The following is a 25,414-nucleotide window of genomic DNA, read 5'->3' as shown; positions in this document are numbered from 1 at the left end:
ATATAAACTTTATCTAAATCTTATTTTTCTAAATCTGCTTTTAAGCTTAACACATAAGCAACTACTTGCCAACGCTCTTCTTCTCTTAATTGGTTAGCATAGCTACCCATTGCGTTTTTTCCGTAGTAAATAACGTGGTAAATACTTCCTTCGTTGATAGCTCTTCCTGCATCTGCATAACTAGGAACTCCAAGTATTTTTTCTCTCTTTACTAATTGTCCTTGTCCTGCACCTTTATTACCGTGACAAATACCACAATAAATATTGTAAAGTTCTTTACCTCTATTTAAATCAACTTGAGTAGAATCTAATGGACTTGTTAATTCAGCTTTAGCTAAATTGTATCCATCAGTGTCTCCTGCATAATCAAAAGGCATATATCCTCTTGAGATTGTTCCTTCAACAGGCAATTGTGCTTCTACACCATTTGCAAAAGCATCAGATTCTTGATAAGCCTCATAAGCAACAGATTCGTACATGTTTGGCATGTATTCGTAATTAGGTCTTGTCCTTTTATTACAAGACGTAAACGATACTGTAATTAAGGCTACTATTGTTATTTTAATTAAATGTTTCATTGTATCTAATTAATGCGCTTTATCTACTATGTTAATTTCTACTGCACCAGTTTCTACTAACAAGTTGTGTAATTCGTTTTCGTTTCCACTAACAGGAATTTCCATTAAGAAATGGTCATCTGTAGTTCTAGGATCTGGATTTTCAGCTTTTTTGAAAGGCCACATTCTACTTCTTAAATAGAATGTAATTACCATTAAGTGAGCTGCAAAAAATACAGTAAGCTCAAACATAATTGGTACAAATGCTGGCATGTTTTCTAAGTAGCTAAAACTTGGCTTACCTCCAATGTCTTGAGGCCAGTCTTCAATCATGATAAAATTCATCATTAAAACTGCAACTGTTAAACCTACACAACCGTATAAAAAAGCTGTTATTGCTATACGTGTTGGTGCTAATCCCATTGCCTTATCTAGTCCGTGTACTGGAAAAGGTGTGTAAATTTCTTCTATATGATGTTTTGCAGCTTTAACTTTTTTTACTGCGTTCATTAAAACATCATCGTCGTTATAAATAGCGTGAATTACTTTTGAAGCTTCCATATGCTACTTTTAGTTTATTAAATTTTTAGCTTGTCCTGACCAATCATCACGTTCTGCTCTTCCTGGGAAAGAACCTGTAATTTCGTCTAACAAGTCGTATTCTTTCTTTGTCATCTTACTTACTTGAAGGTAAGTATAAATACCTATACTGTTAAGTACTTCTTCCATTTTAGGGCCAATACCATTGATTTTCTTTAAATCATCAGCAGTTTGTGTTGCTGGGTCAAAGGTTCCTATTCCTGAAAGTAAATTACTTACTTTTTCAGTGTTTTCAGGTTTTGGTAATGCTTCTGTTGTTGGAGCTGCCTCTACTTTAGGTGCTTCTACTTTATTATAAACAGAAGTTCTTTTGTCTGCGCCTGTTCCTACTAAACTGTCACCTCTTTCTCTTATGTTTTTATAGCGTTGTCCTGAAGATTTCAAGATTGTTTTAACCTCTGCTTGTGCTATTACAGGGAACGTACGAGAGTATAATAAGAATAATACAAAGAAGAATCCTATTGTACCTACAAAAATACCTATATCTACAAACGTTGGAGAGAACATTGTCCAAGAAGATGGTAAGTAATCACGGTGTAATGATGTAACGATAATTACAAAACGCTCAAACCACATACCTATATTTACTACAATAGAAATAAAGAATGAGAACATGATACTTGTACGTAACTTTTTAAACCACATAAACTGTGGAGAGAATACGTTACAAGACATCATCATCCAGTATGCCCATGCGTAAGGTCCTGTTGCTCTGTTTAAGAATGCATATTGTTCAAACTCAACTCCTGAATACCAAGCTACGAAAAGCTCAGTAATATATGCCACACCTACGATAGAACCAGTAATCATGATTACGATGTTCATTAACTCGATGTGTTGTACTGTAATGTAATCTTCCATATTACACACTTTTCTCATAATGATAAGAAGTGTATTTACCATTGCGAAACCAGAGAAAATTGCTCCAGCAACGAAGTATGGTGGGAAGATTGTTGTATGCCATCCTGGTATAACAGACGTTGCGAAGTCAAACGATACAATGGTGTGTACCGAAAGTACTAATGGCGTTGCTAAACCTGCAAGTACTAAAGATACTTCTTCAAAACGTTGCCAGTCTTTTGCACGACCTGTCCAACCAAAACTTAATAAACTATATATTTTCTTTTGAAATGGTTTAATTGCTCTATCACGTAACATTGCAAAGTCAGGTAATAAACCAGTCCACCAGAATACAAGTGATACCGATAAATAAGTAGAAATTGCAAATACGTCCCAAAGTAATGGCGAGTTAAAGTTAACCCATAACGATCCAAATTGGTTTGGAATTGGTAATACCCAATACGCTAACCATGGACGACCCATGTGAATAATCGGGAATAAACCTGCTTGAACAACAGAGAAAATTGTCATTGCTTCTGCAGAACGGTTAATTGCCATTCTCCATTTTTGACGGAATAATAAAAGTACTGCTGAAATCAGTGTTCCTGCGTGACCAATACCAACCCACCAAACGAAGTTAGTAATATCCCAAGCCCAGTTTACTGTTCTGTTTAATCCCCATGTACCGATTCCCGTTGAAACGGTATAAATAATACAACCTATACCCCAAAGAAAAGCAACAAGAGCAATTGAAAATACAATCCACCATTGTTTATTTGCTTTACCTTCTACAGGAGCAGCGATATCTACTGTTACATCGTGGTACGATTTCTCGCCAGTAACTAGAGGTCTTCTAATAGGTGCTTCGTAATGAGACGCCATAATCCTTATATAAGTATTTCTTAGTTAATTTATGATTCTTTTGTATTTCTTACTTTAGTATGGTACATCACATTTGGTTTAGTACCTACGTGCTCTAGTAAGTGATACATTCTGTTATCTTCTGTAAGTTTTGCAACTTTACTTTCTTTATCATTGATATCTCCAAAAATCATTGCTCCACTACTACAAGCTGCAGAACATGCTGTTTGGAATTCACCATCCTTAATCTCGCGTCCATCACGTTTAGCATCAAGAATTGTCTTCTGTGTCATTTGGATACACATAGAACATTTTTCCATAACACCACGAGAACGTACAGTTACATCTGGATTAACTACCATACGACCTAAATCGTTGTTCATGTGGTAATCAAACTCGTCATTACCATTGTATAAGAACCAGTTGAAACGACGTACTTTATATGGACAGTTGTTTGCGCAGTATCTTGTACCTACGCAACGGTTATATGCCATATGGTTTTGACCTTGTCTACCGTGTGCTGTTGCAGCAACTGGACAAACAGTTTCACAAGGTGCATGATTACAATGTTGACACATTACTGGTTGGAAAGCCACTTGCGGATTATCTGCTGGATGTTCTAATTCTCCAAATCCACCTAATGACCCATTATCTCCAAATAATCCAGAGAAACCTTCTTTCTTCTCATCATCAGCAGCAAAAGTTTCTTCAGAAGAATAGTATCTATCAATACGTAACCAGTGCATATCACGGCTACGTCTCATTTCTTCTTTACCTACAACTGGCACGTTGTTTTCTGCATGACAAGCTATAACACAAGCTCCACATCCTGTACAAGCGTTTAAGTCTATAGATAAGTTAAAATGATGTCCTATTGATCTATCAAATTCATCCCATAAATCTACTTCTGGTGAAGTTACCGGAGTTTCTTCATGGTTTAATGATACTTCTGGAATTGGGTTCCAATAATGTTTATCTTTAGTATTGAATACTTCTAAAGTTGTTTCTCTAACAATATCTCCACGACCCATTAAAGTGTTTTGTAATTGTACACAAGCAAACTCATGCATACCAGTAGCTTTTTCTACTGTTACAGATTGTACATTGTCAAAGTCTTTGTATAAAGGATAAGCATTAACACCTGTTTGCATTTCTTCTTTTAATCCAGCCGAACGACCGTATCCAAAAGATAAACCAACAGATCCTTTTGCTTGACCTGGCTGAATAATAACAGGAACCGTAACACTTACTCCATTAGCTTTTACAGTAGCATAACTACCATTTAAAGCTCCTGTAGCTTCATGCTCATTTACTAATCCCCAAGCTTCAGCATCTGCTTTTGAAACTGTTAAATAGTTATCCCAAGATGCTCTTGAGATTGGATCTGGAAACTCTTGTAACCAAGGGTTATTTGCTTGTTGTCCATCTCCCATACCTGTTTTAGTATAAAGTACTAATTCAGTTCCGTTTGATTTAGCTGAAGACGCTAACGTTCTTGCAGCGTTACTTGCAGGTGTTTCATCTTGCTCAACTTCTTCAGTTTCTACTGCTTCAGCTGCGCTAGTTGTCGTTCCTACAAATATTCCATCATGTAATGCTTTGTTGAATGAACTTCCGTTAAGTACATCTGCATTCCATGTTGTTTTAATATATTCATTTAAAGAAGAATCGTTTCCGTTCCACTTTAATAATGCTTCTTGAAATTGTCTTGTATCAAATAAAGGACGAATTGTTGGTTGCATTAAACCATAGTGACCTTTTTTGAATTCTACGTCTCCCCAAGATTCTAAGTAATGTGGTGCTGCAGCAACGTACTCTGAAACAGATGCCGTTTCATCTTCTTTCATTGTAAAGTAAACAGAAAGGTCTGTTTTCTTGATTGCCTCAGCAAAATCTTTAGCGTTTGGTAAAGTATACATTGGGTTTACACCACTCATAATTACCGCTCCAACTTTACCAGCTTTCATATCTGAAATTAAAGTTTGAACAGCTTTTACGTTACCTTGACGTGTTTTTATAGGTGTTTTAGTATCAAATGCTTTACTATTTAAAGCTTCGTTAATTTCTAAAACAACTGTTTGTGCGTTTACATCTTGAATACCTGAAACTAACACACCATTGCTTCCTGCTCTTTTTAATTCTGAAGCTGCTTTTTGAACTGCTTCTTTAACATTAGCTGGTAATGCATTAGCATTTACAGATCCACCAACAATTAAACTATGTAATTGAGCTAACACTAATTTTTGGTTAGTTGGTGTTACAGGAACACGCTTATCTGCGTTTGCACCTGATAAAGACATATTAGATTCAAATTGAATATGACGAGACATTTTACCATCTTTTGGTATACGTCCTTGTGCATATCCAGCATCAAATCCTCCACCTTGCCAATCTCCTAAGAAATCTGCACCAACAGAAACTATTGTCATTGCTTTAGCAAAGTCGTAACTTGCTAAACCACGTTCTCCGTATTTAGCTTGGAACGCGTCTAAAGCAGCAGATTCTGAAACAGCATCATAAACCACATGGTTTACATTACCGTAAGCTTCAGTAAACTCAGCTACTAATTTATTGGTAGATGGACTTGCATATGTTTGTGTCAATAAAGCAATTTGCTTTCCTGACGCTTTAATATCGTTTAATTTTTTTGTGGTTTCAGCATCAAAATCAGACCAAGAGATATCATTACCTCCTTTTTTTGGTCCTTGAAGTCTTAAACTGTCATACAAATCTAAAACTGAAGCATTAACTCTTGCATTAGCACTACCATGAGTTGGTGCTAAAGTGTTATTTTCAATTTTAATTGGACGACCTTCACGAGTTTTTACTAAAACACTAGCATAATCAAAACCATTTGCAATTACAGTAGCATAATAGTTAGCTACACCAGGAACAATTCTTTCTGGCTGAACTACGTAAGGAATTGATTTTACAACTGGTCCTTCGCAAGCCGCTAATGAAGCTGCAGCTGTACTAAAACCAACATACTTTAAGAAATCACGACGTGTTGTTGAAGAACTCTCTAACTTATCTTTATCTCCTAAAAACTCGTCAGTTGGAATTTCTTGAACAAATTCGTTTTGTTTTAGCGTCTCAACAATAGAGCTATTCTCATTTAGCTCCTCAACACTTTTCCAGTATTTCTTGTTTGATGACATATTATATAATTGAATTTATTTCTTATTAATAATTAATAGTGACATTTACCACATTCTAATCCACCCATTTGAGCTGCTGTAAGGTTTTCTACACCGTACTTTTTAGATAATTGCTCGTGGATTTTAGTGTAATAAGCATTGTCTTTAACTTTTACATTGGTCTCTCTGTGACAGTTAATACACCATCCCATAGTTAATGGCGCGTGCTGACTCATGATTTCCATTTCTTCAACAGGACCATGACATGTTTGACACTCTATACCTGCAACTGTTACGTGTTGCGAGTGGTTAAAGTATGCAAAGTCTGGCAAGTTGTGTATTCTTATCCATTTAACTGGAGACGTTTCACCTGTATATTTTTGATTAGCATCATCCCAACCAACAGCAGCGTAAAGCTTTTTAATTTCAGCGTTATAATCAACTCCGTATTCAGCTAAACCTTTTTGTTGAGTTTCTGGAGCTACTTCATAGATTGATTTGTGACAATTCATACAAACGTTTAATGAAGGAATACCTGAAGTTTTACTAACTCTTGCAGAAGAGTGACAGTATTTACAGTCTATACCATTATCTCCAGCGTGAATACGGTGAGAATAATGAATTGGCTGTACTGGCTCGTAACCTTGATTAACACCTACTTGCATAAAGAAACCATAAACAAAATATGCAGAAGCTAATAATAATACAATTGCAGTTACTAATACTAAAAATTGGTTTTGTATAAATGCTTTCCAGATTGGCGTACGTTTTGTAGACTCTAAGTCAACACCTTTAGCCTCAGCAAAACGACGTAATGTTTTGTTTACTAAAAATAGCGCAATTGCTAATAATGCAAATAACACTCCTAAAGCACCTAAAATGATATCGTTTGAAATACCACCTTCAGCTTGAGCTGTTCCTGTCTCAGTTCCAGGAGTTGGAGCTGGTGGAGGAGCTGCTTCTGTAGCTGTGTAAGCTAAGATGTTATCTATATCTGCATTTGATAATTGAGGAAATGGTGTCATTGCTGCACCACCATATTCTTCATAGATTTTGTTTGCATACGCATCACCCGACTTAATCATTGACGGACTGTTTTTAATCCATGCGTATAACCATTCTCTATCTAAGCCTTCATCGTCAGATAGACGTTGCTCTACATTACGAAGCGCAGGACCTGTCATTTTCTTATCTAGCTTATGACAAGCAGCACAATTTGCATTAAACAAAGATTTTCCTGCTACAGGATCGCCATCTTGGGCGAAAAGTGAGGTAGAGAAAGTTAGTAAAAAAATTAAGCTTAAACGAAGGAAGTTACTGCCTAACTTACGGTGAATCACCTGTTTCATATTATATATTGAATTTACTTCTTGACTTTGGTATGATTTTTTCATCTATATTTTACAAACACAGTTATAAAAAATGCTACGCAAAAGTAATATTTAAAGTCGATTTTAGAAATGTTAGCGAAGTGTTAATTGGTAATTTAGAGCAATTCTAAATAATAAATTAGACAAGAAATAAGTTTATTAGATTTACATTTGCATTAAATAAATACAAAAATGAAAAGAAGCAACACCTTAAAAACCTTATTATTAGTCACTGGATTAATGTTATTTAGTGGTAAAATTTCTGCTCAAAATGGCAACGTTATTGTTAATGAAGATGCCAAATTAACTAAGGTTATAGAGATAAAAAAAGAATTAAATAAAGACAACGAAAACCATAACAAATATAAGATTCAAATCTTTTCTGGCTCTTTAGCTGCTGCAGAAAATGAAAAGTCAAAATTTGCAAATTCTGTTGGTAATTGGTCAAGTGAATTAGTTTACGAAACACCAAATTATAAGGTTTGGGTTGGTAAATTTAGAAGCAGATTAGAGGCTGATAGAGCGTTGTTAGAAATTCAGAAAAAATTCCCTTCAGCTTTTATTTTTAAGCCGAAAAAAGAGAAAGATTAAACGAAATAAGCAGATATAAAAAAAGCGATTCAATTAAAATTTGAATCGCTTTTTTTATGATTGAAAGTTAAAATTATTTCAACTTCTTTTTTACTTCTACTTCATGGAATGCTTCTATAACATCACCAATTTGTATGTCGTTGTAGTTTTTAATTTGAAGACCACAATCGTATCCTTTAGATACTTCTTTAACATCGTCTTTAAATCGTTTTAATGAAGCTAATTCACCTGTATGAACCACAACTCCATCTCTAATAATTCTAACTTGAGATGATCTTAAGATTTTACCGTTAGTTACCATACATCCTGCAATTGTACCAACTTTAGATACTTTAAACAGTTCTCTAATTTCTACAGTACCTGTAACTTCTTCTTTAACTTCTGGAGATAACATACCTTCCATAGCGTCTTTAAGATCGTTAATAGCATCATAGATAATTGAGTAAGTTCTGATATCTACTTCTTCTTGATCTGCAATTGTTCTTGCATTACCAACCGGACGCACGTTAAATCCAATAATGATAGCATCTGAAGCTGATGCTAACAATACATCACTTTCTGTAATTGCACCTACACCTTTGTGTAAGATTTTCACTTGAATTTCTTCAGTTGAAAGCTTTTGGAATGAGTCCGTTAATGCTTCTACAGAACCATCAACATCACCTTTAAGAATTATATTTAACTCTTTAAATGTTCCTAAAGCAATACGACGACCAATTTCATCTAAAGTTAATGTCTTAGTTGTTCTAACATCTTGCTCACGTTGTAATTGCATACGCTTGTTTGCAATTTGCTTAGCCTCACGCTCATCTTCAAAGACATTAAACTTATCACCTGCTTGTGGCGCACCATCTAATCCTAATATAGACACTGGTGTTGATGGACCAGCAACTTCTACATCATGACCTCTTTCGTCATGCATTGCCTTGATCTTACCACTGTGTTTACCAGCTAATACGTAGTCACCAATTCTTAATGTACCTGCTTGTACTAAAACAGTTGCAACGTAACCACGACCTTTATCTAAGAACGCTTCTACAATTGTACCAACTGCAGGTTTATTTGGATTAGCTTTAAGCTCTAATAATTCAGCTTCAAGTAAAACTTTTTCTAATAATTCTTTTACACCAGTACCAACTTTTGCAGAGATATCATGCGATTGAATTTTTCCTCCCCAATCTTCTACAAGTAAGTTCATATTTGCTAAACCTTCTTTAATCTTATCTGGGTTAGCTGTAGGCTTATCTATTTTGTTAATTGCGAAAACAATTGGTACTCCTGCAGCTTGTGCGTGAGCAATTGCTTCTTTTGTTTGAGGCATAATATCATCATCCGCTGCAGCTACAATAATTGCTATATCTGTAACTTGGGCACCACGAGCACGCATTGCGGTAAAGGCCTCGTGACCTGGTGTATCTAAAAAGGCTATTTTTTGACCATTTTCAAGCTCTACACTGTATGCACCAATGTGCTGTGTGATTCCTCCAGACTCACCTGCGATTACGTTTTCTTTACGAATGTAATCTAATAAAGATGTCTTACCGTGATCTACGTGACCCATAACTGTTACGATTGGCGCACGAGGTTTTAAATCTTCTGGTTTGTCTTCTACTTCTTCAATAGACTCTTCAATATCTGCAGTTACAAATTCTACTTCATAACCAAACTCTTCTGCTACGATAGTTAATGTTTCTGCATCTAAACGCTGATTCATTGTTACCATCATACCAAGAGACATACATGCAGAGATAATAGATGTTACTGGAACGTCCATCATTGTTGCAACTTCACTTGCTGTAACAAACTCGGTTACTTTAAGTACTTTACTGTCTGCTTCTTCAGCTTGTAAGTCTTTTTCTGTTTTCTCTCTGTGTTGTTCTCTTTTTTCTCTTCTATATTTTGCGCCTTTACCTTTGTTAGACTTTCCTTGAAGTTTCTCTAAGGTCTCACGAATTTGCTTTTGTACTTCTTCTTCGCTTGGCTCTTCTTTTACAGGTGCACTTTTACGTCCTTTTTTACCTTTAAACCTGTTGTCGTTTTTATTATTTCTGTTATTGCCAGAATTAGCATTGTTGCTATTATTATCTCCTGGCTTAGAAATACGTCTTCTTTTCTTTTTGTTAGAAGAATCGTTAGATGATTTTTTATCGTCTTTCTTTTTCTTTGGCTTATTAAATTGAGAAAGATCAATTTTATCTCCAGCAATTTTTGGCCCAGAAAGTTTTTTGTATTGCGTCTTTATGGTTTCTTCAGCTGGTTCTGATTTTTCTTCTTCAGCTTTAGGAGTTCCTTTTTTAACCTCTACCTTTTTAGGCGCTTCTTTTTTAACTTCTTCTTTTTTAGGCTTTTCTTCTTTAGGAGCTTCTTCTTTTTTAGAAACTTCTTTTTCTACTGGTTTAGGCGCTTCTGTAGCTTTTTCTTCCTTCGGCTTTTCTTCTACTTTTTTAGCTTTTTTGTCCTGATCTAAATCTATTTTACCAACAGTTTTAGGTCCTGAAAGCGTTTTAGAAGCTTTTACGACTTCTTGCTCTTTTTTAAGTGCTTCTGCCTTAGCTGCTTCTTCTGCTTTTTGCTTTTCCTCTAGTTCTTTTTCGCGCTGTAGCCTAAGCTCTTCCTTTTCTTTATTCTTTTCTTCATTAACTTTTTGAGACTTCATTTTTTTGTTTGCATCGGTCTCAAATTCGTCAGAAAGAATATTGTAAGTTTCTTGCGAAATTTTTGTAGTAGGACGCTTCTCTATTTCGACACCTTTAGAATCTAAAAATTCTACAGCACGATCTAGTGAGATGTTAAGCTCGCGTAATACTTTATTTAATCTAATTGTTTCAGCCATAAATTGCCTTTAACCTTGTTTTTTTTCAAATATATGTTAATCTTCGAATTCTTCCTTAAGAATTCTGATAACATCTAAAATTGTTTCTTCTTCTAGGTCTGTTCTTTTTATTAAATCTTCTACGTCTTGTTCTAGTACACTTTTTGCTGTATCCAGACCTACTTTAGAGAATTCTTCTATGATCCACTCATCGATTTCGTCTGAGAATTCTCTTAATTCTACATCTTCTTCTGCACCTTCACGTAACACATCAATTTCATAACCTGTTAATTGACCTGCTAGACGTATGTTGTGTCCGCCTCTACCAATTGCTTTACTTACTTCTTCTGGTTTTAAGATGGCTTCTGCACGTTTATTTTCTTCATCTATTTTGATAGATGTTACTCTTGCTGGGCTTAATGCACGCGTAATATACAACTGTAAATTGTTTGTATAGTTAATTACGTCAATATTTTCGTTTCCTAACTCACGTACTATTCCATGGATACGAGATCCTTTCATACCAACACAAGCTCCAACTGGATCTATTCTGTCATCATAAGAATCTACTGCTACTTTTGCTTTTTCTCCTGGTATTCTTACTACGTTTTTAATTGTAATTAATCCGTCAAATACTTCAGGGATTTCAGATTCAAATAATTTTTCTAAGAACTTTGGCGATGTTCTTGACATGATAATTGCTGGCTTGTTTCCTTTAAGCTCTACGCTATCAATAATTCCTCTTACGTTATCTCCTTTTCTGAAGAAATCTGATGGAATTTGTTTGTCTTTTGGAAGGATAATTTCATTTCCTTCATCATCTAATAAAATTACAGCTCTGTGACGTATGTGGTGCACTTCTGCTGTGTATAAATCGCCTTCTAATTCTTTAAACTGCTTATAGATGTTTGTGTTATCGTGCTCGTGAATTTTTGAAATTAAGTTTTGGCGTAATGCTAAAATTGCGCGACGACCAAGGTCTATTAATTTCACTTCTTCAGATACATCTTCACCTACTTCAAAGTCAGGTTCTATTTTACGAGCTTCGGATAATGAAATTTCTTGATTTGGTTCTTCAACTTCTCCATCTGCAACAACAATTCTGTTTCTCCAAATTTCTAAATCTCCTTTATCTGGGTTAATAATTATATCAAAATTATCGTCATCTCCAAATTTCTTCTTTAATGCGTTTCTAAACACATCTTCTAAAATAGCCATTAGTGTAACACGATCTATTAACTTATCGTCTTTGAATTCTGAGAAAGATTCAATTAATGCTATATTCTCCATAACTCTATTACTGAATTAAAATTTTATAATCACTTTAGCCTCTAAAACATCTTTAAAAGCAATATTTTCTTTTTTTTGAACTGTTACTTTTCCTTTACCAACTGGTTTAGGTTCTCTTGCTTTCCACTCTAAAGTTATTCCCTCATCAGAGGTAGACGTTAATTTCCCTTCAACCTTACCGTTTTCGGTCTTAACTTCAAGTGTTCTTCCTACATGTTTAGCAAATTGTCTTGGCAATTTAAACGGAGACGTTGCTCCTGCAGACATTACATCTAAAGAAAAATCATACTCTTCTCTATCTATATTATGCTCTATTGCGCGACTAATAAAAATACAATCTTCTACCATAACACCTTTATCACCATCAATAGTAATTTTTATAGCGTTATCGTTAGACATTTTAAAATCTATCAAGAATAAATCTTGACGTTCTTCTAATGCTGTGTTTAATAAATTTTTGACTGTATCTGTAAACATTTGTAAGTATAAAAAGAGGGGACATTTTCGTCCCCTCAATTAATCTTTTTCTTTCAACGCTGCAAATATACACATTTTTATTGATTTACATAATATTTTGATTATCAATTTTTATTCATAAATTTATAATACTTTCTACCGAAAAAACTATCATCCTTATGAAAAAAATATTAGTACCAACAGACTTTTCTAACGAAGCTGAAAATGCTGTTAAAGTTGCTGCCGAATTGGCAAAAAAACACAATTTTGAAATTGTGCTATTACACATGTTAGATTTACCAATACAACAGCTAAATACTGGTAGCGCTCCTGCAGATTTACCTGAAGCTATGTATTTTATGAAACTAGCACACAAACAATTTGAAAGTGTATTAAAAAAAGATTATCTGCAAGGTATTACTGTAACAGAATCTGTAGATTTTCATGACATTACTAAAGGTATTCTTGAAACTTGCGAAAGAGAGCATATAGATTTAATCATTATGGGCTCTCATGGTGCAGAAGGTTTAAAAGAACTCTTTATTGGGTCTAATGCCGAAAAGGTAGTAAGACACTCTAACACACCTGTATTAGTCATTAAAAACAACCACGAACATTTTGATATTAAAGAATTTGTGTTTGCTTCAGATTTTAAAAACGACAATAAAGAAACCTATGCTCAAGCCGTAAAACTAGCTAAACTTTTTGATGCTAAAATTCACTTATTGTATGTAAATACACCTAGCAATTTTGTAACTACAGCTACTTCTAAAGTTAGAATTTTTGATTTTATTGAAGGACAAGATCACAACAACTACACTATAAACATCTATAATGATGAAACTGTTGAAAAAGGAATTTTAAACTTCTCAAAAATCATCAATGCAGATTTAATAGGTATTAGCACGCATGGAAGACAAGGTATTGCTCATTTCTTTAACGGAAGCATTAGTGAAGACTTAGTTAATCATGCCAATAGACCTGTTATCACCTTTAAGATTTAATCACAAAAACGACTAAAAATAAAAAAGCTTCCTAAAATTAGGAAGCTTTTTTGTTGGCCTACTAGGGCTCGAACCTAGACTCTTCTGGACCAAAACCAGACGTGTTGCCAGTTACACCATAGGCCAATAACCTTATTGAGCGTGCAAATTTAAAATATTCTTTTATTTGTACAAATATTTTTTAAAGAAAATATCATTAAAAACTTAACGTTAACTTAAAAACCTTCCTTATAACATAATAATTACTAAATTCGCCCACGTAAACAAACAGAAACATATGATGTCCTTAAGTTTTAAAAAATGGAACCTTATTTTAGGTTGGTTCGCTTTTTTAATTGCATTAATCACTTATTCGCTAACCGTAGAGCCTACCGTTAGTTTTTGGGATGCTGGTGAGTATATTTTAACAGCTTCAAAATTACAAGTTGGTCACCCACCAGGAGCACCGCTTTATCAAATGCTTGGTGCTGTATTTTCTGTTTTTGCTTTAAGCCCAAGTCAAATTGGACTTTTAATGAATATGATGAGTGCTGTTTCTAGTGCATTTACTATTCTATTTATGTTTTGGACCATTGTTTTAATCTTAGAAAAGATTTTAGGAGAAGGTAAAACACTTAAAAGCGGACAACAAATTACTGTTTTAGGAAGCGCTTTAGTTGGTTCTTTAGCATTTACATTTACAGACTCTTTTTGGTTTAATGCTGTAGAAACAGAAGTGTATGCTATGGCTACATTAATCATGTCTATAATGTTCTATCTAGGTTTACGTTGGGAAAAAGACATGCATAAACCACGTGGTAACCGTTGGTTAATTTTAATTGCTTTTGTAATTGGGTTATCCTTTGGTATTCACTTTATGGGATTATTAACCATTCCTGCAATTGGATTAATTTATTACTTTAAAAACTACAAAGAAATTACAGTTAAAAATTTCATCATTGCTAATGTAGTTTCTGTTGCAGTACTTCTTTTTGTATTCAAATTAATGTTTCCTAACGTACTAAGATATTTTAGTGCTTTAGAGTTGTTTTTTGTAAACCAAATAGGTTTGCCTTTTAACTCAGGATCTATCATTGCTGGTATTTTATTAGTCGCTTCTTTTTATTATGGTTTAAAATACACAAGAGCTAAAAAACTTTACGATGTTAATACAGGTATTCTTTGCCTATTATTCATCTTAATTGGCTCTTCATCTTGGTTAATGCTACCTATTCGTGCTAATGCCAATGTGGTTATTAACGAGAATAATCCATCAAGTGCGAGAGAACTTTTAGCCTACTACAACTTAGAACAATACCCTGAAACACATTTGTTTTATGGACCATTATTTACCGATCAATATTCTGGTTTAGATGAAAACGAGCCTTATGTTGATGATAAACCAAAATATGAAAAAGACGAAACTTCTGGAAAATACATTATAGTTAACGATTATAAACGCGCTAAACAAAACTATAATTCAGAACACGCTGCTGTATTGCCTCGTATGTGGAGTACAGAAAACGCAGAAAACTATATGCTTTTTACAGGCTTTTTAGATTTTAGAATAAAACCAGCATATCAAGGTGAACCTAGATTAGAACAATCTATTTTAGACTTTAAAAACGATGTAGTTAAGAGTAGAATTGATTACGAAGATTATCATAATTTCTTAAAGCAATTTGGACAGTTTTTAGATGTTGAAAAACCTTCGTTTGGAGATAATTTAGCCTTTATGTTTGAATACCAATTAGGTTATATGTATTGGCGCTACTTTATGTGGAACTTTGTTGGAAGACAAGATGATATTCAAGGTAAATTAGACCAACACGGTAATTGGATTAGTGGTATTCAATTTATTGACGAGCTACATTTAGGGCAATCTCAAGATAATCTACCAAGTGATGTAAAAAACAACAAGGCTAGAAACACCTATTATTTCCTTCCGTTTATCTTAGGGTTAATTGGTTTATTTTATCTATTCAACAAAGACAAAAAACTATTTTGGGTCATGTTGGTATTTTTCCTTTTTACAGGATTAGCAATTCAAGTATACACTAACGTTAGACCTTTTGAACCTAGAGAACGTGACTACTCTGTAGTTGGTAGTTTTTATGTGTTTGCCATTTGGATTGGGTTTGGCGTATATGCCATTTTTGATATGCTAAAAAAATACCTTTCTGGTAAAATATTAGCTCCAATAGTAACTGTAGTTTGTTTAGCATTAGTTCCATTAATTATGGCTACTCAAAACTGGGATGACCATGACCGATCAGGAAAATATACAGCTTTAACTATGGCTAAAAAATACCTAGATTCTTGTGACGAAAACGGTATTTTATTTTCAATAGGTGATAACGATACGTTTGCGCTTTGGTATGCTCAAGAAATTGAAAAATACCGTACCGATGTGCGTGTAGTCAACACAAGTTTATTCCAAACAGATTGGTATATCGATCAAATGAAACGTCAAGCTTATGAGAGTGAGCCAATACCATCTGCTTTAACACATGACAAATATAAGCACGGTACAAGAGATTATATAATGAAACGTTTACGCACTCAAGATACGTTATCTATAAGCGAGTTTATGAGTTTCATTACCAGTGACAATCCAAAAACCAAGCTTAAATACATGATGCAGCAAGAAGGTGATGATGTATCTTCTTACCCTAGCCAGTTGATAAATTCAAATTATTTCCCTGCTGAGCATGTTCGTATTCCTGTAGATAAAAATGAAGTGCTTAAAAACGGAATTGTAAAAGCCAAAGACAGCGCTTTAATTGAAGACAACCTATACATAACAATAGACGATAGCGCTATTTACAAAAACAGATTATTAATGTTAGATATTGTTGCTAACAACAACTGGCAACGTCCAATTTATTTTACAGGCGGTGCTTTTGGTGATGATGATTATATCTGGCTTAAAGACTATTTACAATTAAACGGAATGGTCTATAAATTAGTACCAATAAAAACACCTGTATCTAGAGCAAATCCTTATGATATGGGTCGTATTGATACCGATTTTATGTACAACAAAGTTGTAAATTGGGATTGGGGAAATAGCGGCGGAGACATTTATCATGATCCTGAAACACGTAAAAACTCAATCACATATCGTGGTAATTTAGCACGTTTAATAGAAGCTTTACTAAATGAAAACAAACTAGACAAAGCTGAAGAAATTGCAGACATTGCAATGGAAAACATGCCTGTTGACAAGTACGGATTCTACACACTATTAGAACCTTACATCAGCACGTATTACGAGGTTGACAATAAAGAAAAAGCAAGACAGTTATTTAAAGAAGTTGCTGCAAAATATCAAGAGTATTTAAAGTACTACGGAAACTTAACTATCGAAAAACAAGAAGACAACTTTACAGAAATTCTAACAAACATAGAACGTTACAAAGCCTTAGTTGATGTGCTGAAAGGATATGATATGGAGTTTGCAAAACAAGAATCTAAAACCTTTAACAGTTACCTTGATTTGTTTAAGCACTTCTACGAAGAAGAGCCAGCAGCAACACCAATGTCTGAAGAAGAATTTCTAAAAGAATTTGACACGATTTTAAAAGCTGAATAAATGTTAGCTTTTCCTGTAAAAATCCCATCAATTATACAACGCCTTTTCCCAAAGTACATTTGGAAAAAGGCGTTTTCTAATAAAACCCTATATCTAACTTTTGATGATGGTCCAACTCCTGAAATTACAGAATGGACTTTAAATACATTAAAACAATTTGATGCAAAAGCCACCTTTTTTTGTATTGGTGATAACGTTAGGAAATATCCTGAAATACTCAAAAAAATAAGCAATCAAGGTCATAGCATAGGCAACCATACCTTTAATCATCTTAACGGTTGGAAAACAGACACCAATTTATACATAGAAAACACAGAAAAAGCTCAAACCACTTTAGAAAAGGAGCTAGATCCTGAAAGGTTTTCAACTAAAAAATTATTTAGACCACCTTACGGAAAGATAAAAAATAAGCAAGCTAGACTACTTTTAAAAAAAGGATATCAAATAATAATGTGGTCTGTGATTAGCTACGATTGGGATAAAAGTTTAAAAGAAGAAGATTGTTTAAACAACATCATTAAACACACCAAAGATGGAAGTTTAATAGTGTTTCATGATAGTGTAAAAGCTAAAAAAAACTTACAATACGCTTTACCAAAAGTATTAACCTATTACACAGAAAAGGGTTATAAATTTGAAGCGCTTTAAACGTATTGTTGCACAACATTTATAATAGAATTAGCATCTTGCTCACCGGTTTGACGCCATTTCATTTCACCATTTTTGTAAATAATTAAGGTTGGTAAACCTTTTACTCGTAAAGCCTCAGACAACTCTTTGTTTTTGTCAACGTCTATCTTTATGACTCTAGCTTTATCACCCAATGCGACAGCAACATCTCTTAGCACTGCATGCATAGCTTTAGATGTTTCATCCCATTCTGTAAAAAAATCTAGAAGTACCGGAATTTCTACATCTATTAATTCTCCAAATTTTGACATTTGATTAAAGCTTTTGTTTAAACTTATCTTTAAAAATATAACATTTAGTTGAATTTAAACAACTTGAGACCCTTTTTTAAGTTTAATGACCGTTATTTCTGGCCAAATACCAACGCGACCTGGGAAAGCTAAATAACCAAATCCTCTATTTACATTGATAATTTGTTTGTTTTGCTCGTATAATCCTGCCCAATACTTATATCGCCATTTTGCTGGACTCCATTTTATCCAACCTGGTATTTCGATACCAAATTGCATACCGTGTGTATGACCACTTAAAGTTAAGTGATAATGCAACGGATGGTTAACTGCTACTTTTTCCCAATGTGTTGGATCATGAGACATTAAAATTTTAAAATCTTCTGGTTTTACAGCTTTAGAAGCTTTGTCTAAATCGCCTACTTGCTTAAAACCTGCGCCCCAATTTTCGACACCTATTAAAGCAATTCGTTCTCCATTTCTTTCTAAAAATCGACTTTCGTTTTTAAGTAAATCAAAACCTATTTCTTTTTGAATTTGAAATAAATAGTCTAGATTTTCTTGTTTAGCTGCTTCGTTTGGCCAATTCATGTAATCACCATAATCGTGATTTCCTAAAACAGAATACACACCATCTTTTGCTGTTAATTTAGAAAAAGTAGACTTCCATTGATCCATTTCAGACGCTTCATTATTCACTAAATCTCCGGTAAACAAAATAACATCAGACTGTTGTTTATTAATCAAATCAATAGCATACTCTATTTTTTCTTTATTATCAAAACTTCCAGAGTGTATATCGCTAATTTGCGTGATTTGATAACCATCAAAAGCATCTGGTAAATCTGGATATTCTAAGTTATAAGTTAACACTTTATAGTTGTATCTTCCTTTGTAAATTCCGTACAACATAGAAGCAAATGGTATTGCTGCAATACCTAAAGCTATTTGACTAATAAATTTTCGTCTTGAAGGCAAATAAAAGCTATCTCTTTCTCCAAAAGCTTTTTGGTAAGTACCATATAAAATACGAATAACATCTTCTGTAAACAAGAAAGAAATTAGCACCACTTTTAAAGCGACTACAGTTAGAAAAAAACCTAAAGCATAACTTTTTGCAGGTGTTAACACACGACCTTCATTTGGTGACATAAACTGATAAATTAAGTTTACCAAAACCAGAATGGTAAGTGCAAAAAACAAAATGTAAATCCACTTTTTACTAGTTAAAGTCTTAACCGATTGAAAAGCATAAAAGTTAAAAATACCGTATAAAACTACTATTATAATCCAGCGTATCATATATATAATTTAAACAAAATTACTGCCTTAAAAATCATATATACTTTAATTTAAGGGAAGATTAACATTAATTAAGCTAATTACTAAAACTAATTAAAACATAATAAGCTTTTAAAAAATTTTCAAGCAAAGCTGCATTAAGTTTCGTAGTTTTGATATTCTTGTCTGTTCGATCGCAGTCAAGAACTTTTTAAAAGATTAAAATTCAAAACATGTCAGAACAAAAACGTCTCTTTTTAGTCGATGCTTACGCGCTTATTTTTCGTGGGTATTATGCTTTTATAAAAAACCCAAGAATTAATTCTAAAGGTGAAGATACCTCAGCCATTATGGGCTTTATGAACTCGCTTTTAGATGTCATAAAACGCGAAAGACCAGATCATTTAGCGGTATGTTTTGACAAAGGCGGAAGCGTAGATCGTGTAGAAATGTACGAAGACTACAAAGCCAATCGTGATGAGACACCAGAAGGCATTCGCACTGCAATTCCTCACATTTGTAACATTCTGGAAGCCATGCATATTCCAATTATGGTAAAGGAAGGTTTTGAGGCAGATGATGTTATTGGAACACTTTCCCGTCAAGCGGAAAAAGAAGGTTACAAAACCTTTATGGTCACGCCAGATAAAGATTTTGCGCAATTAGTGACCGAAAATATTTTCATGTATCGCCCAAAATCGTTTGGTGGCGGTTATGAAACTTGGGGAATTCCAGAAGTTCAGAAAAAATTTGAAGTCGAAAGACCAGAACAAGTGATTGATTTTTTAGGAATGATGGGCGACTCTAGTGATAATATTCCTGGTTTACCTGGCGTTGGCGAGAAAACCGCTAAAAAATTCATCAAGCAATTTGGTAGCATGGAAGGCCTTTTAGCCAACACAGACCAGCTAAAAGGTAAGATGAAAGAAAAGGTTGAAGCTAATGCAGAATTAGGAAGACTTTCAAAAGAACTAGCGCGAATCATGCTTGATGTTCCTGTGGAATTCAACGCTAAAGATTTCGAGTTAGATCATCCAGATATTGAAAAAGTAAAAGAAATTTTTCAAGAGTTAGAGTTTAGACGCCTTACAGATAATTTTATTAAAACGTTTACTTCAGAAAGCGATAATTCTATTACAACGACTAATCAAAATGTCACTTCGAGTACTTCGACTACGCTCAGTACAGGCTCTGTCGAGAAGTCTCAAACAACAAAAGAAAAAGCATCTGCTGGTGCAGGACAATTCTCATTATTTGGTGGTGGCAATAATGATTCGCAAACGGAAGCTAATACGTCTTTTACAAGAAATACAGCCGAAAATACAAGTCACTTTTACCAAAGTATTGCAAGCGGAATGGCAACTAAACTGTTTGTGAAAAACCTACTTAATCAAACTTCAGTGTGTTTTGATACCGAAACTACGGGTTTAAATCCGTTAACTGCAGAATTAGTTGGGATTGCTTTTTCTTGGGAAACTGGCAAAGGATTCTATCTACCTTTTCCTGAAAATAAAGATGAAGCACAAGAATTAATTGAAGAATTACGTCCGTTTTTTGAAGCTGAAAATATTCAGAAAATCGGTCAGAATTTAAAATACGACATTAAAGTTTTAGCCAAATACAACATTGAGGTAAAAGGAAAATTATTTGACACCATGTTAGCGCATTACCTGATTAATCCAGATATGCGCCATAATATGGATGTATTGGCAGAAACCTATTTGAACTACACACCAATTTCTATTGAAACGTTGATTGGTAAAAAAGGTAAAAATCAGTTATCTATGCGCGATGTGCCTTTAGACAAACAAACCGAATATGCTGTAGAAGATGCCGATATTACACTTCAACTTAAAGAACATTTTGAAAAAGAATTAGGCGAAGCCAACACACAAAAATTGTTTGATGACATTGAAATCCCGTTACTACGTGTGTTAGCTGCTATGGAATTAGAAGGTATCAACCTTGATAAAGACTTTTTAAACAGTTTATCAGAGCAATTAAATACAGATATTGCTAATTTAGAAAAAAGCATTTACGAAGCTGCTGGCGAAGAATTTAACATTGCATCACCAAAGCAATTAGGTGTTATTTTATTTGAAAAAATGAAATTGGTAGACAAACCAAAAAAGACCAAAACTGGACAATATTCTACCGCAGAAGACGTGTTAAGTTACTTGGCAAAAGACCATGAAATCATCCAAAATATTCTTGATTTTAGAGGTTTATCAAAACTAAAAAGCACCTATGTAGATGCGTTACCGCTTCAAGTTGAAGAAGCTACAGGTCGCGTACATACCGATTATATGCAAACTGTTGCAGCAACTGGTCGTTTAAGTAGTAACAACCCAAACTTACAAAACATTCCTATTCGTACAGAACGTGGAAGACAAGTACGAAAAGCGTTCGTGCCTCGTAATGAAGACTACACGTTATTAGCTGCTGATTATTCTCAAATTGAATTACGTATTATCGCAGCTTTAAGCGAAGAAGAAACCATGATTGAAGCCTTTAAACATGGCGAAGACATTCACGCGTCAACTGCTTCAAAAGTATTTAATGTTGCTATTGAAGACGTGACTAGAGAGCAACGTAGCAATGCAAAAACGGTTAACTTCGGAATTATTTATGGTGTGTCGGCATTCGGTTTAAGTAACCAAACTGATTTATCGCGTAGTGAAGCCAAAGAGTTGATTGATACGTATTATGAAACCTATCCAAAGCTTAAAAACTACATTAGCAAGCAAGTCGATTTTGCGCGCGATCATGGTTATGTGCAAACGGTTTTAGGCAGACGCAGATATTTAAAAGATATCAATTCTAGAAATGCGGTTGTTCGTGGTGCAGCAGAACGAAATGCGGTAAATGCGCCAATTCAAGGTAGTGCAGCAGACATCATTAAACTAGCAATGATTAACATTTATGAAAAATTAGAAGCTGGTACTTACAAAACCAAAATGCTACTACAAGTACATGATGAATTGGTATTTGATGTCTACAAACCAGAACTAGATGAAATTTCAAAACTGATAAAAACTGAAATGGAAAATGCCTTTACATTATCGGTACCATTAGATGTTGAAATTGGTCTAGGTGACAACTGGTTAGAAGCGCATTAAATTTAAAATCTCTATCGAATTTTGAAAATAGACAAATTCGTCATTGCTATTATAATTACCGTAATAGCGGCATACATTTATCCTGATTTAGGTAAAGGTGAAAGCGCTCAGGTTTTAAATACTTTGAGTAGTATTGGTATATCGCTTATTTTCTTTTTCTACGGACTAAAATTAAGTCCGCAACAAATAAAAATTGGCTTAAAAAACTGGAAACTACATGTCTTAATACAAGCGACAACGTTTATTGTTTTTCCTTTAATTGTATTGTCTGCTTATCCTTTAATTACTGAAGATAACAAAGCACTTTGGCTGGCTTTTATGTTTTTAGCAGCGTTGCCTTCAACAGTGTCGTCGTCTGTAGTTATGGTATCTATCGCCAAAGGAAATATTCCTGCAGCCATTTTTAATGCAAGTATTTCGGGATTAATTGGCGTGATTCTTACACCGTTATGGATTGGTCTTTTTATGACCTCTACCGGAACAGATTATAGCTTAATCGAAGTCTACCAAAAGTTATTGTTAGAAATTTTAGCACCAGTTATTTTAGGACTATTGTTACGACGATTTTTAGGTGCTTTTGCCTTAAAACACAGTAAAAAAATTACGCTATTTGATAAAAGTGTTATTTTGTTGATTATTTATAAAAGCTTTTCTAAATCCTTTTTAGATCGCATTTTCGAAAATTTAAGTCCGTTAAAATTACTAGCAGTTTTAGCTTTTGCTATCTTAATCTTTTGGATAGTATATTTCTTTATAGGTTTCATCGCAAAACGGTTTCATTTTTCTATTGAAGACCGAATCACAGCACAATTTTGCGGTACCAAAAAGTCTTTAGTACACGGTACAGTATTTTCTAAAATACTATTTCAAAACGCCCCATTTTTAGGTATTATTTTATTGCCAATTATGATGTTTCACGCGTTTCAAATTGTAGCAATAAGTGTGATTGCTGCTAAGCATGGAAGAAGGGATTGAGAATTTATTAATTGATTGTAAATTCAATTAAAATTAAAAATTCTTAAATTGGCAGAAAATAAATTTTTAGATGAACAATAGGCAAAAACAAAAAATAATTGAAAATGCGAAAAGTTTCTTTCGTGATGAAATTGTTCAAAACCATATAAATAGTGCTTGCCAAAGAGCTAGCAAATTGTCTTCTTATAACATAAATCCTTTTCTATATAAGTATTTAGCTAACTTTTTAACTGGCAATGACAAACCAGAAAGTATAGCTAAAGCATTAGTGTTACCAAGAATTTTAGGCACTTCTATAAACACTTCTTTTGGAATGAAAATCCAGAGTTTAATAAGCAGTCTTTTTGAAGGATTAGGATCTACAACACAAGGAATAGATATTGAATTTATTGATGAAATTGATAAAAGAAAAAAATATTGTCAATTAAAAGCTGGTCCAAATACAATTAATAAAGATGATGTTGTGACCATAGTCAATCATTTTAATGGTGTTAGAAATTTAGCAAGAACTAATAATCTAAATATTGGCATTAATGATATGATTGTAGGTGTAATATATGGTGACCATAATGATTTAAGTTCACATTATAAAAAAATAGAGCAGAACTATCCCGTTATTGTTGGTCAAGATTTCTGGCACAGATTAACTGGTCAAGAAAATTTTTACTTTGAATTAATTGATGCTATAGGTGAAGTTGCTTTAGAAGTTGACGCTACTAAAGTTGTATCTGAAACAATTTCAAAATTAGCTAAAGAAATTAAAAATAAGTTTGATTAATTATTTTGATTCGTAATAATCATTCAAAAACTTAACTAAAGAATAGCCTACTTCTTTACCCAAATTACAAGGCACAGCATTACCTATTTGTTTATATTGCTGAGAAGTAGAACCAGCAAACTTCCAATCATCTGGAAATGTTTGGATTCTTGCATACTCACGTACAGTAAATGGTCTTGTTTCATCTGGATGACATCTTTCAGTTTGTTTTTGTGCAGGACTACAAGTTAAGGTTAAACTTGGTTCATCCCAACCTATACGTCTAGCCATTCCTGTTTTTCCTCCTCCTAAATAGAAACTTTTACCCATATATTCCTTTTGAATGTCAAGTGGTAAATCTCTCCAATATCCTTTTGGTGGCACTAAATCTAAAATAACTTTTTTGCTCTCAGGATATTTTGCACCATCAGATTTTGGAACATCTGAGTTATATAACTTTCCTTTCTTTAAAGCATCTTTTAAATTATAAATAGATTGATAAGGTTTAGGATATTCATATTTTACATCAATGTCTTTTCTAACACCAACTAAAATAAGTCTTTCTCTTTTTTGAGGTACTTTATAATTTACTGCTTTTAAAACTTTTACAGGCACAACATTATAACCTATTTCCTCTAAAATAGATATCATGCCTTTAAGGGTTTTTCCTTTATCGTGAGATAGCAGTCCTTTTACATTTTCACCTACACAAATCAAAGGATTAACTTCTTTGACAACTCTAGCAAATTCATAAAAAAGTGTTCCTCTAGCATCTTCTAGTCCTAATTTTTTTCCAGCATAACTGAACGCTTGACAAGGAAATCCACCAGTTACAATATCAACTTCATCTTTATAATTTTCAAAACTAAAGGATTTAATATCTCCTTCTAAGACATTCCAATTAGGTCTATTTTTCCGTAGTGTTTGACAAGCCCATTTATCAATTTCATTTAGAGCGACGCATTTAATCCCTGCTTTTTCTAAGCCTATCGCCAATCCTCCTGCTCCAGCAAATAATTCTAAAACTTTATATTCTTTAATTGGTTTTTCAGAATTATCAATATCTTCATCTAAATTTTCAAATAAAGGTTTAATAAGGTCATTGATATCTTCCTTTCTATAAATACGATAATCACTTACAGGTTCTCTTAAAGCTTTCAACTTTCCATCATTGTCCCATCTTCTAAGAGTTTCTTTACTTTTTCCTAAAATTTCTGCAGCTTCAGCTAGTGAGTAGTATTCTTTTATAACCATATTATACAACCTTATA

18 protein-coding genes and 1 tRNA gene are annotated in these 25,414 nt (G+C 33.7%); 7 read left to right on the top strand and 12 right to left on the bottom strand.

Annotation, left to right across the window (positions count from 1 at the left end):
- Positions 1 to 20: 20 nt before the first annotated feature.
- The 5 genes from WA327_RS07580 to WA327_RS07560 are packed head-to-tail and all read right to left on the bottom strand — an operon-like array spanning position 21 to position 7,344.
- Complete coding sequence (locus tag WA327_RS07580) at positions 21 to 578, bottom strand: cytochrome c (protein WP_336068222.1); 558 nt, start codon at positions 576 to 578, stop codon at positions 21 to 23.
- A 9-nt stretch (positions 579 to 587) separates the two neighbouring features.
- Positions 588 to 1,118, bottom strand: coding sequence for a DUF3341 domain-containing protein (locus WA327_RS07575; protein ID WP_336068219.1), 531 nt, complete (start codon positions 1,116 to 1,118; stop codon positions 588 to 590).
- Positions 1,119 to 1,127: 9 nt separating this feature from the next.
- Positions 1,128 to 2,879, bottom strand: coding sequence for an NrfD/PsrC family molybdoenzyme membrane anchor subunit (gene nrfD, locus WA327_RS07570; RefSeq protein ID WP_106677451.1), 1,752 nt, complete (start codon positions 2,877 to 2,879; stop codon positions 1,128 to 1,130).
- A 29-nt stretch (positions 2,880 to 2,908) separates the two neighbouring features.
- Positions 2,909 to 6,016, bottom strand: a complete 3,108-nt coding sequence (locus tag WA327_RS07565; RefSeq protein ID WP_336068214.1) for a TAT-variant-translocated molybdopterin oxidoreductase — start codon at positions 6,014 to 6,016, stop codon at positions 2,909 to 2,911.
- 32 nt (positions 6,017 to 6,048) lie between these two features.
- Positions 6,049 to 7,344, bottom strand: coding sequence for an ammonia-forming cytochrome c nitrite reductase subunit c552 (locus WA327_RS07560; RefSeq protein WP_336068302.1), 1,296 nt, complete (start codon positions 7,342 to 7,344; stop codon positions 6,049 to 6,051).
- A gap of 213 nt (positions 7,345 to 7,557) precedes the next feature.
- Here WA327_RS07560 and WA327_RS07555 point away from each other — a divergent pair, with 213 nt between their 5' ends.
- Positions 7,558 to 7,956 carry an SPOR domain-containing protein gene (locus WA327_RS07555; RefSeq protein WP_336068212.1) on the top strand — a complete coding sequence of 133 codons (399 nt, stop codon included), beginning with the start codon at positions 7,558 to 7,560 and terminating at the stop codon, positions 7,954 to 7,956.
- Positions 7,957 to 8,029: 73 nt separating this feature from the next.
- Here the strand turns inward: WA327_RS07555 and infB are convergent, their stop codons facing one another.
- The 3 genes from infB to rimP are packed head-to-tail and all read right to left on the bottom strand — an operon-like array spanning position 8,030 to position 12,535.
- Positions 8,030 to 10,789: a translation initiation factor IF-2 gene (infB, locus tag WA327_RS07550; RefSeq protein WP_336068209.1), complete on the bottom strand. Its 2,760-nt coding sequence runs from the start codon at positions 10,787 to 10,789 to the stop codon at positions 8,030 to 8,032.
- Between the two features lie 36 nt (positions 10,790 to 10,825).
- The gene (gene nusA / locus WA327_RS07545) at positions 10,826 to 12,058 is read right to left on the bottom strand and encodes a transcription termination factor NusA (protein ID WP_336068206.1); all 1,233 of its coding nucleotides are present in this window, start codon (positions 12,056 to 12,058) and stop codon (positions 10,826 to 10,828) included.
- Positions 12,059 to 12,073: 15 nt separating this feature from the next.
- Positions 12,074 to 12,535 carry a ribosome assembly cofactor RimP gene (gene rimP / locus WA327_RS07540; RefSeq protein WP_336068203.1) on the bottom strand — a complete coding sequence of 154 codons (462 nt, stop codon included), beginning with the start codon at positions 12,533 to 12,535 and terminating at the stop codon, positions 12,074 to 12,076.
- 158 nt (positions 12,536 to 12,693) lie between these two features.
- On the opposite strand from rimP, the gene WA327_RS07535 reads away from it, so the two are divergent.
- Positions 12,694 to 13,518, top strand: a complete 825-nt coding sequence (locus WA327_RS07535) for a universal stress protein (RefSeq protein WP_336068201.1) — start codon at positions 12,694 to 12,696, stop codon at positions 13,516 to 13,518.
- Positions 13,519 to 13,571: 53 nt separating this feature from the next.
- Here the strand turns inward: WA327_RS07535 and WA327_RS07530 are convergent.
- Positions 13,572 to 13,644, bottom strand: a tRNA-Gln gene (locus tag WA327_RS07530).
- A gap of 151 nt (positions 13,645 to 13,795) precedes the next feature.
- On the opposite strand from WA327_RS07530, the gene WA327_RS07525 reads away from it, so the two are divergent.
- Positions 13,796 to 17,092: a DUF2723 domain-containing protein gene (locus WA327_RS07525; protein WP_336068199.1), complete on the top strand. Its 3,297-nt coding sequence runs from the start codon at positions 13,796 to 13,798 to the stop codon at positions 17,090 to 17,092.
- A complete protein-coding gene (locus WA327_RS07520) occupies positions 17,093 to 17,740 on the top strand; it encodes a polysaccharide deacetylase family protein (RefSeq protein ID WP_336068196.1) in 648 nt (215 codons plus the stop codon).
- On the opposite strand, the gene WA327_RS07515 is transcribed toward WA327_RS07520, so the two are convergent.
- Positions 17,737 to 18,033 (bottom strand): thioredoxin family protein, encoded by a 297-nt coding sequence (locus WA327_RS07515; RefSeq protein ID WP_336068193.1) that lies wholly within the window; start codon positions 18,031 to 18,033, stop codon positions 17,737 to 17,739. The genes WA327_RS07520 and WA327_RS07515 overlap by 4 nt on opposite strands.
- A gap of 54 nt (positions 18,034 to 18,087) precedes the next feature.
- A complete protein-coding gene (locus WA327_RS07510; RefSeq protein ID WP_336068191.1) occupies positions 18,088 to 19,314 on the bottom strand; it encodes a metallophosphoesterase in 1,227 nt (408 codons plus the stop codon).
- Between the two features lie 212 nt (positions 19,315 to 19,526).
- On the opposite strand from WA327_RS07510, the gene polA reads away from it, so the two are divergent.
- The 3 genes from polA to WA327_RS07495 all read left to right on the top strand — a co-directional run bounded on the left by polA (position 19,527) and on the right by WA327_RS07495 (position 24,165).
- Positions 19,527 to 22,412, top strand: coding sequence for a DNA polymerase I (gene polA / locus WA327_RS07505; protein ID WP_336068189.1), 2,886 nt, complete (start codon positions 19,527 to 19,529; stop codon positions 22,410 to 22,412).
- A gap of 21 nt (positions 22,413 to 22,433) precedes the next feature.
- On the top strand, positions 22,434 to 23,387 hold the full coding sequence (locus WA327_RS07500; RefSeq protein ID WP_336068187.1) for a bile acid:sodium symporter family protein: 954 nt from the start codon (positions 22,434 to 22,436) through the stop codon (positions 23,385 to 23,387).
- A 70-nt stretch (positions 23,388 to 23,457) separates the two neighbouring features.
- Positions 23,458 to 24,165, top strand: a complete 708-nt coding sequence (locus tag WA327_RS07495) for a PmeII family type II restriction endonuclease (protein ID WP_336068184.1) — start codon at positions 23,458 to 23,460, stop codon at positions 24,163 to 24,165.
- On the opposite strand, the gene dcm is transcribed toward WA327_RS07495, so the two are convergent.
- Positions 24,166 to 25,398 (bottom strand): DNA (cytosine-5-)-methyltransferase, encoded by a 1,233-nt coding sequence (gene dcm, locus WA327_RS07490; RefSeq protein WP_336068182.1) that lies wholly within the window; start codon positions 25,396 to 25,398, stop codon positions 24,166 to 24,168.
- Positions 25,399 to 25,414 lie beyond the last annotated feature (16 nt).

The sequence above is a fragment of the Mesoflavibacter sp. CH_XMU1404-2 genome (assembly GCF_037029465.1).
Taxonomy (GTDB): domain Bacteria; phylum Bacteroidota; class Bacteroidia; order Flavobacteriales; family Flavobacteriaceae; genus Mesoflavibacter.
The sequence above is the reverse complement of the archived record's forward strand: the minus strand, read 5'-3'. Positions and strand labels throughout refer to the sequence as shown.

What these genes read in the sequence shown, in the direction of transcription:
- WA327_RS07575 (WP_336068219.1), bottom strand. Translation starts at nt 1,118, where the DNA reads ATGGAAGCTTCAAAAGTAATTCACGCTATTTATAACGACGATGATGTT.
- dcm (WP_336068182.1), bottom strand. Translation starts at nt 25,398, where the DNA reads ATGGTTATAAAAGAATACTACTCACTAGCTGAAGCTGCAGAAATTTTA.
- WA327_RS07495 (WP_336068184.1), top strand. Translation starts at nt 23,458, where the DNA reads ATGAACAATAGGCAAAAACAAAAAATAATTGAAAATGCGAAAAGTTTC.
- WA327_RS07520 (WP_336068196.1), top strand. Translation starts at nt 17,093, where the DNA reads ATGTTAGCTTTTCCTGTAAAAATCCCATCAATTATACAACGCCTTTTC.
- nusA (WP_336068206.1), bottom strand. Translation starts at nt 12,058, where the DNA reads ATGGAGAATATAGCATTAATTGAATCTTTCTCAGAATTCAAAGACGAT.
- WA327_RS07565 (WP_336068214.1), bottom strand. Translation starts at nt 6,016, where the DNA reads ATGTCATCAAACAAGAAATACTGGAAAAGTGTTGAGGAGCTAAATGAG.
- WA327_RS07555 (WP_336068212.1), top strand. Translation starts at nt 7,558, where the DNA reads ATGAAAAGAAGCAACACCTTAAAAACCTTATTATTAGTCACTGGATTA.
- nrfD (WP_106677451.1), bottom strand. Translation starts at nt 2,879, where the DNA reads ATGGCGTCTCATTACGAAGCACCTATTAGAAGACCTCTAGTTACTGGC.
- WA327_RS07560 (WP_336068302.1), bottom strand. Translation starts at nt 7,344, where the DNA reads ATGAAACAGGTGATTCACCGTAAGTTAGGCAGTAACTTCCTTCGTTTA.
- WA327_RS07535 (WP_336068201.1), top strand. Translation starts at nt 12,694, where the DNA reads ATGAAAAAAATATTAGTACCAACAGACTTTTCTAACGAAGCTGAAAAT.
- WA327_RS07515 (WP_336068193.1), bottom strand. Translation starts at nt 18,033, where the DNA reads ATGTCAAAATTTGGAGAATTAATAGATGTAGAAATTCCGGTACTTCTA.
- WA327_RS07525 (WP_336068199.1), top strand. Translation starts at nt 13,796, where the DNA reads ATGATGTCCTTAAGTTTTAAAAAATGGAACCTTATTTTAGGTTGGTTC.
- polA (WP_336068189.1), top strand. Translation starts at nt 19,527, where the DNA reads ATGTCAGAACAAAAACGTCTCTTTTTAGTCGATGCTTACGCGCTTATT.
- WA327_RS07510 (WP_336068191.1), bottom strand. Translation starts at nt 19,314, where the DNA reads ATGATACGCTGGATTATAATAGTAGTTTTATACGGTATTTTTAACTTT.
- rimP (WP_336068203.1), bottom strand. Translation starts at nt 12,535, where the DNA reads ATGTTTACAGATACAGTCAAAAATTTATTAAACACAGCATTAGAAGAA.
- WA327_RS07580 (WP_336068222.1), bottom strand. Translation starts at nt 578, where the DNA reads ATGAAACATTTAATTAAAATAACAATAGTAGCCTTAATTACAGTATCG.
- infB (WP_336068209.1), bottom strand. Translation starts at nt 10,789, where the DNA reads ATGGCTGAAACAATTAGATTAAATAAAGTATTACGCGAGCTTAACATC.